The following is a 13,911-nucleotide window of genomic DNA, read 5'->3' as shown; positions in this document are numbered from 1 at the left end:
CGAAGTCTCAAGATAAATAAGATTATTGTACTATATGTTAAGGGTAATGTCATGGATCTTGGTCAACGTTCAAAATTTGTTAATCGTTCATTTCAAAAAACATTATTGGCCACTGTTTTGGTGCCAACTTTAACATTAACAGCACTTTTACCAGCGCGTTCAGCACCAATACGCTCACAAATTTTGTCTCATATCGCTGAGGACTTTCCATTATCTAATAGAATGTCAGGTCTTTCTAAAAAAATCCAATATGCTCCTTCTCATAATGGACAAGGCAATGAAGGTCGGATCAGTGATCTTGAACAAAAAGTCCGTGAGCTTACTGGAAAAGTTGAAGAGCTCAACTTCATGGTGTTGCAAATGCAAGAAGAAATGAGACAATTGTCTCATACGCCTTCCGATGACAATGTCGCGCCAATTGTTCAACAACCACAAACAGAAGACAAACACTCTTCTCAAAATGCATCACGAATGAATGCTTTACCGGGTGTTGATATCGGTCAAAACCAGTCTTCTTCTGAACAAAAATTGCCCGCAAATGAGGATAAAATACATTTTGATAAGGATGGAAATATTTTAAAGGCAGATAATCCTCCGCCTCAAACACAATCACCTCCGCAAGGAGGCAATATGTTAACTACGGTACCTGAGACATCGACGTCAAAAGAATTGTATGATATAGGATATCGGCATATTTTAGCAGGAGATTACCGTGCGGCTGAATCTGTTTTTCGAACCTTTCAGGAGCGTTATCCATCGGATCCAATGATTGGGGATGCTAGTTTTTGGTTGGGTGAATCTTTATATGGTCAAAAGCGTTATCGTGAAGCAGCACAAGCATTTATTGACGTGCAACGTAATTATAAGGACTCGCCACGTGGTCCTGAAAATTTATTAAAATTAGGTATGACAATGTCTGAGCTCAAAGAGGAAAAAGTCGCTTGTGCAACTTTTGCTGAAGTGTCAAAACGCTATGATAATGTTGAACCTGCCGTTCTCAAACGGGTAAAAGATGAGCAAAGTCGGAACAAGTGTCAGTAGATTTATCAGAAAAAATCTTTCAAAAATCCGATTTTAATGACTGTCAAACCGTTATCGTGGCTATTTCAGGTGGGAGCGATTCGACGGCTCTTTTGTTTCTCTTGCGCGATTTTCTGGCAAAATGGGATCAGGCGCCAAAAATTCTTGCTGTAACAGTTGATCATCGTTTGCGTCCAGAATCAGCTTTGGAAGCTGAACAAGTCGCTTCTTTATGTCAAAAAATAGGAATAGAACATCAAACTGTTTGTTGGGTTGATGGGCGAGGACAATCAGGTTTATCTCATCAAGCACGCATTGCACGTTATGGTTTATTGGTTTCGCAAGCTGAAAAATCTAATGCTGATATGATCCTGACAGGCCACACATTAAATGATCAGGCAGAAACCTATCAAATGCGTCTTTATCGGGGGAAAGGTCGAGGGCTTGCATGTATGCCACGAGAATCACTTCTTATGCGAAAAATACGTTTGATACGACCATTGTTAAATATAAAAAGAGAAGAATTACGACATTACTTATTAACAAAAAAGCAAGACTGGATTGATGATCCGACGAATGAAAACCCTCATTATGAAAGGGTTCGGATTCGTCAAAGTCTAAGTGAACAGGATATTGATAGAATTGCGCTTGAAATAAAAACTGCAGCAAAAGAGCGGTTAAAGCAATCCTTATCGGCAGCACATTTGATCCGTAATCTTGACCTTTCCATGCAACATGCATTGTGCATCTTGAAAGAACCCTCCTTTTCTATTGTCAACGATAAAGATTATCCTTTCGTCATTGGAGTCATTGCTTCAATCATGGGGGGCGCGCTCTTTTTGCCGACAATATCGCAAATTCATTATATAAAAACACAGATGCAAAAGCATCATGACACGCCTTACCGCTTTACATTGCTTGGTTGTATTATTGAAAAAACTAAAAACACGCTTCGTTTTTGGCGAGAAGCGCGTCATCAAAGTGCAAGCATTGTGCCAGTAGGACTGTGTCGTGTTTGGGACAGCCGTTTTCGTATTGATAATCATGATGATAGACCATTGCGTGCTGCAACACCCTCATATTGTGATATTCATAGTGTCGCTGAGCGTCAAGGAATCAAAAAATCAGAGATACATTTTTTGTCATTATTAAGCTCGCTTGCTCTTTATTCACATTCAGATATTGAAATTCCAGTATTGACGGGTGGATTTACAAGACTGAAAAATATTACATGTGAGCGATTCATGCATCCTTTCGGCTGGCTTATCTCTTCTTATGATTTTCCATTATTTGAAGTTTTGCATCCAATTTTTGAAAGATATTTGCCCTCATATACACCAGAAGTGCAAAAAACCTGAATGAATCGATAGAAAATGCACATGCTATGCCTTGGCAACAGCATCTCTAACACATATGTTACTGCTATATTTTTCTGACTAAGCATAATTGATTGAATGGACCCAATATGAATTCAAATTATCGTTCTATCATTGTATGGGGAATTATTGCGCTCATGCTCATTGCCCTATTCTCCTTATTTAATGGCAATAACCAAACTGGCGGCGCTACTCAAAAATCTTATTCAGAATTTTTACAACAAGTTGATAATAACGAAATCCGAAATGTGACCATTCAAGGGCAACGTTTGATGGGTGAAACGGTCAACAACCAAAAAATTCAAACTTTTGCACCAAATGATCCTAATCTTGTGGAACGGCTTGAAAGAAAAAATGTAAACGTAAAAGCAGAACCAGAAAATACTGGCAATAGCGCATTTATGAGTATATTTTTATCCTTGCTGCCTGTGATTATTATTGTTGGTGTATGGATTTTCTTTATGCGACAAATGCAGGGTGGATCTCGTGGTGCTATGGGGTTTGGCAAGTCTAAGGCAAAACTTCTTACAGAAGCTCATGGTCGGATAACCTTTCAAGACGTTGCAGGTGTTGATGAAGCAAAAGACGATCTGCAAGAAATTGTGGAATTTTTACGTGAACCTCAAAAGTTTCAGCGTCTCGGTGGGCGTATACCACGTGGTGTTTTGCTGGTCGGCCCTCCCGGAACAGGGAAAACTTTGCTGGCTCGATCGGTTGCTGGTGAAGCCAATGTTCCTTTTTTTACAATATCAGGTTCTGATTTTGTTGAAATGTTTGTTGGCGTTGGCGCCAGCCGTGTGCGTGATATGTTTGAACAAGCAAAAAAGAACGCTCCATGTATCATTTTTATTGATGAAATTGATGCTGTTGGTCGTCATCGTGGAGCTGGTATTGGTGGCGGTAATGATGAAAGGGAACAAACCTTAAACCAACTTTTGGTTGAAATGGATGGGTTTGAGCCGAATGAAAGCATTATCTTGATTGCTGCAACAAACAGACCAGATGTTTTGGATCCTGCATTGTTGCGCCCGGGTCGTTTTGACCGACAAGTGGTTGTTCCTAATCCTGATGTTGCTGGACGCGAGCAAATCTTAAAGGTGCATGTTCGCAATGTTCCGTTAGCGCCAAATGTGGATCTTCGCGTTTTGGCACGTGGAACTCCTGGTTTTTCAGGGGCAGATTTGATGAATCTTGTCAATGAGGCTTCATTAATGGCCGCACGTCGTGATAAGCGCTTGGTCACAATGCAAGAATTTGAGGATGCTAAAGACAAGGTACTTATGGGGGCTGAGCGTCGTTCAAGTGCTATGACACAAGCAGAAAAAGAATTGACAGCGCATCATGAAGCGGGTCATGCGATTATTGCTATTAGCGTTCCTGATACGGATCCTGTCCATAAAGCAACAATCGTTCCTCGTGGTCGTGCCCTCGGTATGGTGATGCAATTGCCAGAAGGGGATCGTTATTCCATGAGTTATCGCTCAATGGTTTCACGTTTAGCTATTTTGATGGGAGGACGTGTTGCCGAAGAACTCAAATTTGGTAAAGATCATATTACATCAGGTGCGTCATCTGATATTGAGCAAGCGACAAAACTCGCTCGTGCAATGATAACACGCTGGGGTTTTTCTGATAAACTTGGCTATGTTGCTTATGGAGAAAATCAAGAAGACAGATATTTAGGCCAAGGTGGTCGGGAACTGGCTGTTTCAGAAGATACAGCAAGAGTGATTGATGCGGAAGTACGTCGTTTAACCGATGAAGCGTATAAAACAGCAACAAAAATACTTACAACCAAGAAAAAACAATGGATTGCTCTTGCAGAGGGTTTGTTAGAATATGAAACATTAACTGGTGCGGAAATTCAAGAAGTGATCGCAGGCAAAGCACCTTCACGAGATTTGGGAAATGATGCAGCAAATACGCGTTCATCGACAGTCCCAAAAACGGGTAAAACATCCGCTAAGCCGAAAGCGTCTTCAAAAAAAACTTCTGAAGAAAAAGAAACGTCAAAAACGAAAACATCAGATGATGAAAACCCTAAATCCGATCTTTGATGTTTAATTCTATATCTTGAATAGCTTTAAAGAAAAAGGCAGCATAGGCTGCCTTTTTTAATTGTTTAGTATGCAATTATTAACCTTTTTAATTAAATTCTGACTTATTATTTGCCTATTTTGGTTATAAGATAAGATTCATGATAAATATTATGTGTTAAAGTGACGAAATGAAAAGTTTTATCTTATTCGTTTCATATATTAAGCAATAAAATACCCTATATAAGAGTGCAGAAGGGCAGATAAAATGTCACGTAAATATTTTGGTACGGATGGAATTCGCGGCAAAGCCAATCATTTTCCAATGACTGTTGACGTTGCGATGAAAGTGGGTATGGCGGTTGGCATTTTGTTTCGTAATCAAGGTCGACGTGGTCGCGTTGTAATTGGAAAAGATACACGCCTTTCAGGATATATGCTTGAAAATGCCATGGTGGCAGGTTTTACTGCTGCGGGCATGGAAGTGTTTTTATTGGGTCCAATCCCAACGCCTGCGGTTGCTATGTTGTGCCGATCAATGCGTGCTGATATTGGTGTGATGATTTCTGCCTCTCATAATGCATTCTATGACAATGGTCTTAAACTTTTTGGTCCTGATGGATTCAAACTTTCCGATGATATGGAAATGAAGATCGAAAAACTTATTGAATCCGATATGACAGATGAACTCGCAACTCAAGCCGAAATAGGGCGCGCAAAACGTGTTGAGGGTGATATTTATCGCTATATCGAATTTGCTAAAAGAACACTGCCGCGTGATGTCCGTCTTGATGGGATGCGTATCGTGGTTGATTGTGCCAATGGTGCTGCTTATAAAGTTGCACCTTTAGCATTATGGGAATTGGGTGCAGAAGTCATAACAATTCATGATACACCAAACGGCAAAAATATTAATGAAGATTGCGGATCAACAGATCCTATCTCTCTTACGCGCAAAGTCAATGAAGTGCGTGCTGATGCAGGTATTGCACTTGATGGTGATGGTGATCGTGTTTTGATGGTTGATGAAAAAGGACGTGTCATTGACGGAGATCAACTTATGGCCGTGATTGCCGAACAATGGCAAAATAACGGACTTTTGCGTGGTGGTGGTATTGTTTCTACCGTGATGTCTAATCTTGGTCTTGAACGGTTTTTAACAACAAAAGGTCTCACCATGGCGCGTACAAAAGTTGGTGATCGGTATGTGGTTGAACATATGCGCCAGCATGGTTTTAATATTGGTGGGGAACAGTCTGGCCATATTGTATTATCTGATTATGGTACAACGGGTGATGGTTTGGTTTCTGCTTTACAAATTTTAGGGTGTTCAAAGGAAACACAATTGCCTTTAAGTGAACTTTGTCATCGTTTTGATCCTGTTCCTCAAATATTAAAAAACATTCGTGTTCATAATGGCACAGCGTTGAATGATGATACTGTTAAAAGTGCCATCAAAAATGCAGAAAAACGCTTACTAAAAAATGGACGTCTTGTCATTCGTCCTTCAGGCACTGAACCCTTGATAAGGGTGATGGCTGAAGGTGATGATGATAAGTTGATCGAAAATCTCGTGGATGACATTGCCGACACGATTATGTCTGTGCGCGATTCACTTTAATTTTTTAAACTTATGATGTCATGCTTAAATTTAAAATGGTGCTTTGTTTTTTGAAAGCATTATTCTCTATTAAGCTTATTTATCAATTCCTTATAGACTTATTTACCCATCTATGAGACGTGTTGTTGTTTAATTTTTAGGGCGGAAATATTTTAAATTAATCTTCACATTTTTTAAATTATAAATTTAAGTGGGTGAATTCCGTATATTTTATTTTCAGTTTATATAAAAATGATTGAGTGCTTGTGACGCAAATTTTGTCATTTTCTGATATATCCTATAGGGTACATTCCTTTCAAATATTATAGCTTCGTTTAATAAGTTCGCTTATCAAAAAATGTGAGCTACACCTTATATATTATTCAGTCTGCTAAAGATTTTTTTTAAAGAAGCACTCTACCTTTCAGTATATGAATAACTTATTTTACAATGAGCAATGAAGATATCACATCAATTAATTGTTTGATAACTCTATAAGGTGAATAGATACAAAGCCTAAGTTTACACTGTAATAAAGTTCATATCATAAAAGTTTAAATGAATGATATTCCTCTTTGTGGATTGCATTTTAAAAAACTTAGAGAGCAATTAAAAAATTTATAGAAAATAGTGTGTTAAAAAATATGGTTAAGAGCACGTTAACTTTTACTGCCTAAAAGAAGCTAAAGACATTCTGTGTTTGTGCAGCTTTAGCATGAGGCTTACCATGACAATAAAACGAGGGCTTTTGGCATTTTTTTTAACGAGTATGAGCTGTTATACTTATGCATCTGATATTGATTTAAATAATGTGCCAGAACTAAAATTTACTGAACAAAGTGGCAAGTTTTATACCAAAGCTTATATTGGCGGTGCATTTTCTAGCATATCTCGTTTAAGTCATTTGCGTCAAAAAGATGATTTTTCTCCTTATTTTTGGAAAAATCGAGGCGACATCAAAGACACATTTCTTGGAGGGATAGGTCTTGGTTATGCGTTAAACGATCTTTTGCGTCTTGATGCAACAATCGACTATCGCAGAAAAAATAAGCTCCGTGGTCGTGATGTGAATGGGATTGACGTACGTCGTTATAGTGGTGATGTTTCTTCTTTAGTTTTAATGACAAATGTTTATGTTGATCTTTTAACTATAAGCAAAATGACACCTTATCTCGGTGCCGGACTGGGTGCGGTGAGCCATCATGTGTCAGGTTTTTCTGTCAAAACACATGACTCATTGAAGACATCTCAATCCCATACAAAATGGGATTTTGCATGGGCTTTGCATGCAGGTGTTGGGATTGCTTTAAATGAAAAACTTATTTTAGATGTCGGTTATAGTTATAATGACCTTGGTCAAGCAAAGACAGGTGAATTTGGTGATTTTGATACAATCACATTGAACCATTTGACATCACATGATGTCAAAATAGGTTTTCGTTATGCTTTTTAAAAACAGGACTGAAAAATAAAAAAAGCCGGCATGTTCACAAGCCGGCTTTTAAATTCTATGTCGTTTATTTCTTTTTATGTTTGCTCTTATTCCATAAACTCAATGCGGCGATTGATATTAAAGGAATGGCAATTTTTAGAACTTTTTTATTACCAAAAAGCGCAGGAATTGCTGATGCAACTGATGCCACAATGAGACTGCCACGTTCTTCATCAAGTTGCTTTTCATAAATTTTCTTACGTTTTGCTGCAATTGTGCGCCCAATAAGCAATGCGATCAACGCCACACCAACCCAAAACCCACATAAAATTGCACCTGCAAAAATAGGTTTTACAACCCAAGTAAGAGCAATAAAAGCTGTGACACATAAAAAAATCAAAGCGACAATGAGTGCAAAACCAACAACAGCGTAGCATATAACTTGATCACGCGTGCGCTTTACAGCCGATTTCACACTTCCACTTGCAATACCGCTAATGAGCGGCGCGATAAGCCGCAACATCACTTATCGCCGTACAAGCAACGCTATAAGAAAACCAACCCCTGCAGCAACTGCAAGACTGGTGACTGGTTTATTGCGAACACACTCGGAAACCTGTCCTTCAAGATCATGGATTTTTTCTTTGGCTTGAGAAACAGCCTCTTCTCCATTTGCTTTAGCTGATGCGTAAAGGCGACCAGCTTTATCTTTTACTTGATGAAGTTTTTCTGAACCGACTTCACCGAGGGTTGAGGTTATTTGCGAAATTTCTTTACGCAATTGCTCCACTTGAGCTTGAAGGTCTTTTTCTGCTTGTGTTGCGTTTTCTTTAGCCATCATGGTGACTCCCTACTTGCAATTAAAATTATGGCGCTTCATGCACCTTTTAACACTATGGGGTTACACACCCATTTCATGTTTATAACATTAAAATAGGCAGATAGGATTGAATTTTTAGTTTTTTCTTAAATATTTCAATAAAGTTGGTTAAGATGCTTTATTAAGCGATGCGCTTGTGGAGGAATTTTCGTGTGATCAATAGTAATAAGCGACTGTTTTAAAAGATCTTTTTGATAAGGCTGTTGAAGCTGCTAATCCACAATATATGATGGAAAAACACCTCCCAAAACCGCCTTTGGGCAAAACAATTGTTGTGGGTGCAGGTAAAGGCGCAGCACAAATGGCAGCTTTTTTAGAACAAACATGGCAAAAAAAGGGCTATCCTCCTTTGCAAGGCGCTGTTGTCACGCGCTATGGTTATGGGTGTCAAACAACCAATATCGAAGTTTTGGAAGCTGCACACCCTGTGCCTGACGAAAATGGATTAAAAGCATCTCAAATAATCATGAAATTGGTTGAAAATCTTCACGAAAATGATCTTGTTATTACGCTTATTAGTGGCGGTGGTTCTGCACTTTTACCAGCGCCTTGCGTGGGCTTAACGCTTGAAGATGAAATTTTAATCAATGATGCTTTGTTAAAAAGTGGGGCACCTATTGGGGTGATGAATACGATTAGAAAACAATTTTCGCAAATAAAAGGCGGTCGTTTGGCAGCTTTGGCCGCACCTGCAAAAGTGGTAACTTTTATAGTATCAGATATTCCAGGTGATTTTAAAGAAATGGTTGCTTCTGGGCCCACTATTGCCGATCGTTCAACAAGTTCTGATGCTCGTCAATTTATAGAATATTATAATATAGACTTACCAAAACATATTATGAATCGTTTGGAAAAATCCGATAGTAAAAACCTAACAGCGGATGATCCGATTTTTAAAACGCATGAATCTTATATTGTAGCATCAGCTGCAAAATCACTTGATGCTGCTGCCGCATATGCACGTAAAAAAGGTGTTGAAGCCGTAATCTTATCAGACAGTATTGAAGGTGAAGCAAAAGACATTGGTTCTATGCATGCAGCTTTGGCGAAAAATATAGCCAATAACAATCAACCGTTTCAAAAACCAATTGTTCTTTTATCAGGTGGTGAAACTTCGGTCACACTGTTTCATCATAGCAAGGATATAGCTATTTCAAAAAGCAAAGGGGGTCGTAATAGTAAATTTTTATTAGCATTTGCTTTAGCCATAAAAGGGGAAAAACAGATATTCGCACTTGCTGCTGATACAGATGGTTCAGAAGATAATGCTGGGGCATTTTGTGATGGGTATAGTGTCTATCATATGCAAAAAAAAGGGTATCACGGTGAGCAATTATTAAAAGATCATAACGCATGGGTAGCTTTTTATGCTTCTGATGATTTATTTGTAACAGGACCTACGGGAACAAATGTTAATGATTTTCGCGCCATTCTGATTACCGATGAATATGCGGATTGATGATAATTTTTTTTGTTCTTTTGACGCTATTTTTAAAAAATTTATAAATTTTAAAACATGACTTGATTTATCATATTAATCTTGCTTAATATATCTCGACTAAAAAATGAAAGTTTAAAAGGCGAGCAGAATGGTACTTCTTTGTAAAAGAATGTTGACTGGAGCGATCGTAACATTTTTCACTCTGTTATCATATCATCAAGGGGCGCAAGCACAAGAAAGCACTTCACAAATAGGGCAACAGAGTGCGCCTTTGATGGAAACAATACAAAATTCTGGACAAAACCAACAAAATATTCCTCAATTTTCTGCTTCACCTCTTTCAAATTCTGTTGAGGTTGCATCTGATATATCGCAACCTTTACATAACGTAGAATCTTCGCAACCCAATAGTCTTCAACCTTCAGTGTCATCACAACAAATTATTATTGGTGGAGACGTTCCAAATATTCAAACATCCCAAAATATAGAGCAGACTGCACCAAACACTGCACAGTCTCTTCCTGCACTACAATTAGCAAATGGGGGAGAATCAGCATCATCATCGCCACAAATAAACGCATCTGTTTCTCATGATCTTTCACCAATTGGTATGTTTTTAGCAGCCGATTGGGTGGTGAAGTCTGTGATGATAGGATTGGCCCTTGCATCTGTTGCAACTTGGACAATATGGCTGGTCAAAACTGTCGAAATTTCATCTGCGAAAAGAAAAGCGCGTATAGCCCTTCATGCCGTCAATTATTCTGGCAGTTTGTCCGAGCTTTCGACAGCAATGAAAGAGCAAAGCAGTATCGGTGCGGATCTTGTTCTTGCCGCTGAAAAGGAAGTTCAGGCGTCGCTAGCAGTTTTAGATGAGGCAGGTGTTGATGGTTTGAAAGAACGTTTAGGCTCTGTACTTTCTCGTCTTGTTGCTGGCGCTGGTCGGCGTATGTCTTTTGGTACAGGTCCTCTTGCAACAATTGGTGCTATTAGTCCTTTTGTTGGTTTGTTTGGGACTGTTTGGGGTATTATGAATTCATTTATTGGGATTTCTCAAGCCCACACAACCAATCTTGCAGTTGTAGCTCCTGGTATTGCTGAAGCGTTACTTGCAACAGCTATTGGTCTTGTTGCGGCAATTCCCGCGGTTATCATCTATAATATTTTTGCCCGTTCCATAACGGGGTATCGTCAACAATTGGTTGATGTTTCTGCGGGTATTGAACGGTTGGTAAGTCGTGATTTAGATTATCGTAAAGTGCGTCAAAAAAATTCTTCACATCCTAATCTGTCTATCGCTGCGGAGTAGAATGAATGGCTGCCAAACTTGCTGATCTTGATAATGATGAACTTGATGTAAATCATGACATTAATGTAACACCTTTTATTGATGTTATCCTTGTTTTGCTTATTATATTTATGGTGGCAGCACCACTTGCGACAAGTGATATACCAATACAATTACCGACTGCTGCTGCATCTTCTCAGCCGCGACCTGATAAGCCTGTTTATGTAACATTGCAAAAAGACCAATCACTTTATGTTGGTGAAGAAAATGTTTCTATGGATAGTTTAAAAACAACTTTGGATCGCTTAACTGAAAATAATCGTGAGACGAAAATTTTTATTCGTGGCGATCAAGGCGTTGAATATGGTGGTTTGATGAGATTATTGAATAATTTGAAAAGTTCAGGTTATTTGAAGATAGGTTTGGTTGGCTTAGAACAACCTGCTGCTGCGCAATAATTTTTTAAGACGATATTTTTTATAGACACTGAGTTGGATAAGCTTCATTTTACGGTTATATATTTGAATCGTTTTAATTGGAGTATACCTTAACATGCCGCGTAATAAAAAATTTGAAGGCGACATGACCAATGTTGGCCATATGCGCAATCCGCCATTTGCCCAATTGCCTGATATTCATAAGATTTTTGAAAAAAGACATCTGCGTTTTGAGAAACTTGCTAAAACAAGTCCTATAAAAGATTATGTTGAATTTTTAAAATTTTTTACAAAAGCGCAACAAGATGTTGCAGATAATTTTCGGAATGCGAATTTTCCAACCATTGATACAGAACGTGCGCATTCTTTCAAAATGCCACCGATTGAACGGTCAGCTTTGATTCATCTTCCACTTTTTAAAGAAGTTATGCGTTCATTTTTAGAGAGACTTAATAAAGCGCCGTTACAAACGGGCAGTCGAATGGCTTTAGAAAATACGCTTACAAATGAAAATAATTGGTCGCTTTGGGCTTCTCATATAATTGAGCAAAAGATACCAGATGACACAATAGCACAACATATTTTTGTTACAGGTGCCTTACAAATTATTTTAACTCTGGCGACGCAAAAGCTGGATACAAAAAAGTTACAGGCTTTTGAACACAATCTTTGTCCTGCATGTGGTGGCACACATTCAGCCAGCATGATTGTGGGATGGCCGTCAGCTGAAGGCGCTCGATTTTGTTCCTGTCTATATTGTGGAACGCTTTGGCATTATGTGCGTATCAAATGTACGTTTTGTGTGCAAACAAAGGGTATTGGTTATAAAGAAATTGAAGGAGGCCCCGGTAGTATTTTGGCAGAAACATGTGATGAATGTGGCGATTATTGTAAACAAATGAATCATCAAAAAGATTCATCATTTGATGTTTTTGCTGATGATATTGGTTCTATTGCTCTTGATATGCTGATGAAGAACAATAATTCATTTAAACGTGGCGCATTTAATCCATTTTTGATCGGTTATTAAATGGTCATTGATTTTTCATCTCTTCCCTCTGTTGATGCAATTATGCAAGAAGCGGTTGCACGGGATGCTCAAAAAAAATTTGGACGATGCGCAACGTTGGATGCTATTCGTGCAACACTTGCTGATGAAAGGCTCTTTTTAAAAAATGGGCGAAATGCCCATACTATAGAACAATTAGCAGCAATGGCTTTTGAGCGTTTGGAGGCAGACTCTTTATCTTCATTACGAGCTGTTTTTAATTTAACAGGAACAATTTTACATACAAATCTTGGGCGTGCGCAATTGCCTGAGGCAGCAATTGAGGCGGCAATATGCGCTATGCGTGAGACTGTATCGTTAGAATTTGATTTAGAAACAGGCAAAAGAGGAGAACGTGACGATCATTTAAGATCGTTGATTTGTGAATTAACAGGTGCCGAAGACGCCACTTTGGTTAACAATAATGCGGCAGCACTTTTTTTAGTCTTGAACACATTAAGCCAAAAAAAAAGCAACGCCATTATATCACGTGGTGAATTGATTGAAATTGGCGGGTCTTTTCGCATGCCTGATATTATGGAAAGTGCAGGATGTCATTTAACAGAAGTAGGTACGACAAACCGAACGCATTGTCATGATTATGAGCAGGCAATTGATGAAGAAACGGCTCTTTTATTAAAGGTGCATACATCAAATTATAGCATTGAAGGATTTACACAAAGTGTATCAACAGCTCAATTATCATCTCTTGCGAAAAAGCATTGTGTTCCGATGATTGAAGATCTTGGATCGGGTACATTGGTTGATCTTCATCACTATGGTTTAAAAAGAGAACCAACTGTGCAAGAAACAATCAAATCGGGTGCTGATATTGTGACATTTTCTGGCGACAAGCTTTTAGGTGGACCTCAAATTGGGTTTATTATTGGTAATGCAGATATGATTGCGGCTATTAATCGTAATCCTTTAAAAAGAAGTTTACGCGTTGATAAGATAAGGCTGGCGGCTTTAGAAGCGGTTTTGCGTCTTTATCGCAATCATGATACGCGTCATAAAACAATTCCAACATTGCGTTTTTTATCGCGTTCAAAAAATGAGATTGCCTCTCAAGCACATAAGCTATGCCGCGCCGTAAGTGCTTATTTTACCCCTGACTATCAGATTGATGTTGTGCCATGTTTAAGTCAGATTGGTTCAGGTGCTTTGCCTACACAAACGTTAGAAAGCTTTGGTTTATCTATTCGAGCGGCTCACTCTGGAAGTTCTTTAAATATTTTGGCAAAGCGGTTACGTAATTTACCCATTCCAGTTATTGGCCGTTTTCATGATGATGCTTTATTACTTGATCTAAGATGCTTGAGAGATCATGACCAATTTATCGCTAATCTTGATTGA

At 38.6% G+C, this 13,911-nt stretch carries 11 protein-coding genes and 1 pseudogene; 10 read left to right on the top strand and 2 right to left on the bottom strand.

The genetic code is table 11. The features are described 5' to 3' along the window. Positions 1-51 precede the first annotated feature (51 nt). The 5 genes from ybgF to ME5_RS00545 all read left to right on the top strand — a co-directional run bounded on the left by ybgF (position 52) and on the right by ME5_RS00545 (position 7,485). Entirely contained in the window at positions 52-1,041 is a 990-nt protein-coding gene (gene ybgF, locus ME5_RS00565; protein ID WP_008037419.1) for a tol-pal system protein YbgF, read from the top strand. Beyond that, complete coding sequence (gene tilS / locus ME5_RS00560; RefSeq protein WP_008037418.1) at positions 1,032-2,378, top strand: tRNA lysidine(34) synthetase TilS; 1,347 nt, start codon at positions 1,032-1,034, stop codon at positions 2,376-2,378. Before ybgF ends, tilS begins: the two co-directional genes overlap by 10 nt. A 107-nt stretch (positions 2,379-2,485) precedes the next feature. Next, a complete protein-coding gene (gene ftsH, locus ME5_RS00555; RefSeq protein WP_008037417.1) occupies positions 2,486-4,453 on the top strand; it encodes an ATP-dependent zinc metalloprotease FtsH in 1,968 nt (655 codons plus the stop codon). A 247-nt stretch (positions 4,454-4,700) separates the two neighbouring features. Then, positions 4,701-6,053 carry a phosphoglucosamine mutase gene (gene glmM / locus ME5_RS00550; RefSeq protein WP_008037416.1) on the top strand — a complete coding sequence of 451 codons (1,353 nt, stop codon included), beginning with the start codon at positions 4,701-4,703 and terminating at the stop codon, positions 6,051-6,053. A gap of 706 nt (positions 6,054-6,759) precedes the next feature. After that, a complete protein-coding gene (locus tag ME5_RS00545; RefSeq protein ID WP_008037415.1) occupies positions 6,760-7,485 on the top strand; it encodes an outer membrane protein in 726 nt (241 codons plus the stop codon). A gap of 64 nt (positions 7,486-7,549) precedes the next feature. On the opposite strand, the gene ME5_RS00540 is transcribed toward ME5_RS00545, so the two are convergent. Then, positions 7,550-7,987, bottom strand: a complete 438-nt coding sequence (locus tag ME5_RS00540) for a phage holin family protein (RefSeq protein ID WP_008037414.1) — start codon at positions 7,985-7,987, stop codon at positions 7,550-7,552. Between the two features lie 3 nt (positions 7,988-7,990). Then, a complete protein-coding gene (locus tag ME5_RS00535) occupies positions 7,991-8,305 on the bottom strand; it encodes an ElaB/YgaM/YqjD family protein (RefSeq protein WP_008037413.1) in 315 nt (104 codons plus the stop codon). Between the two features lie 217 nt (positions 8,306-8,522). On the opposite strand from ME5_RS00535, the pseudogene ME5_RS00530 reads away from it, so the two are divergent. The 5 genes and pseudogenes from ME5_RS00530 to selA all read left to right on the top strand — a co-directional run. Further along, positions 8,523-9,803: pseudogene (locus tag ME5_RS00530) on the top strand (glycerate kinase type-2 family protein); the annotation flags it as partial. A gap of 130 nt (positions 9,804-9,933) precedes the next feature. Next, a complete protein-coding gene (gene exbB / locus ME5_RS00525) occupies positions 9,934-11,091 on the top strand; it encodes a tonB-system energizer ExbB (RefSeq protein WP_008037409.1) in 1,158 nt (385 codons plus the stop codon). A gap of 5 nt (positions 11,092-11,096) precedes the next feature. After that, complete coding sequence (exbD, locus tag ME5_RS00520) at positions 11,097-11,528, top strand: TonB system transport protein ExbD (protein WP_008037407.1); 432 nt, start codon at positions 11,097-11,099, stop codon at positions 11,526-11,528. Positions 11,529-11,622: 94 nt separating this feature from the next. After that, positions 11,623-12,537: a formate dehydrogenase accessory protein FdhE gene (fdhE, locus tag ME5_RS00515; RefSeq protein WP_008037405.1), complete on the top strand. Its 915-nt coding sequence runs from the start codon at positions 11,623-11,625 to the stop codon at positions 12,535-12,537. After that, positions 12,538-13,911 carry an L-seryl-tRNA(Sec) selenium transferase gene (gene selA, locus ME5_RS00510; protein WP_008037400.1) on the top strand — a complete coding sequence of 458 codons (1,374 nt, stop codon included), beginning with the start codon at positions 12,538-12,540 and terminating at the stop codon, positions 13,909-13,911. It begins immediately after the preceding gene.

Source organism: Bartonella tamiae Th239 (genome assembly GCF_000278275.1).
GTDB classification, from domain to species: Bacteria; Pseudomonadota; Alphaproteobacteria; order Rhizobiales; family Rhizobiaceae; genus Bartonella; species Bartonella tamiae.
The sequence above is the reverse complement of the archived record's forward strand: the minus strand, read 5'-3'. Positions and strand labels throughout refer to the sequence as shown.

Excerpts from the sequence above, each read along its gene's own strand:
- ybgF (WP_008037419.1), top strand. The coding sequence starts at position 52 with ATGGATCTTGGTCAACGTTCAAAATTTGTTAATCGTTCATTTCAAAAA.
- ftsH (WP_008037417.1), top strand. The coding sequence starts at position 2,486 with ATGAATTCAAATTATCGTTCTATCATTGTATGGGGAATTATTGCGCTC.
- glmM (WP_008037416.1), top strand. The coding sequence starts at position 4,701 with ATGTCACGTAAATATTTTGGTACGGATGGAATTCGCGGCAAAGCCAAT.
- ME5_RS00545 (WP_008037415.1), top strand. The coding sequence starts at position 6,760 with ATGACAATAAAACGAGGGCTTTTGGCATTTTTTTTAACGAGTATGAGC.
- ME5_RS00540 (WP_008037414.1), bottom strand. The coding sequence starts at position 7,987 with ATGTTGCGGCTTATCGCGCCGCTCATTAGCGGTATTGCAAGTGGAAGT.
- ME5_RS00535 (WP_008037413.1), bottom strand. The coding sequence starts at position 8,305 with ATGATGGCTAAAGAAAACGCAACACAAGCAGAAAAAGACCTTCAAGCT.
- exbB (WP_008037409.1), top strand. The coding sequence starts at position 9,934 with ATGGTACTTCTTTGTAAAAGAATGTTGACTGGAGCGATCGTAACATTT.
- exbD (WP_008037407.1), top strand. The coding sequence starts at position 11,097 with ATGGCTGCCAAACTTGCTGATCTTGATAATGATGAACTTGATGTAAAT.
- fdhE (WP_008037405.1), top strand. The coding sequence starts at position 11,623 with ATGCCGCGTAATAAAAAATTTGAAGGCGACATGACCAATGTTGGCCAT.
- selA (WP_008037400.1), top strand. The coding sequence starts at position 12,538 with ATGGTCATTGATTTTTCATCTCTTCCCTCTGTTGATGCAATTATGCAA.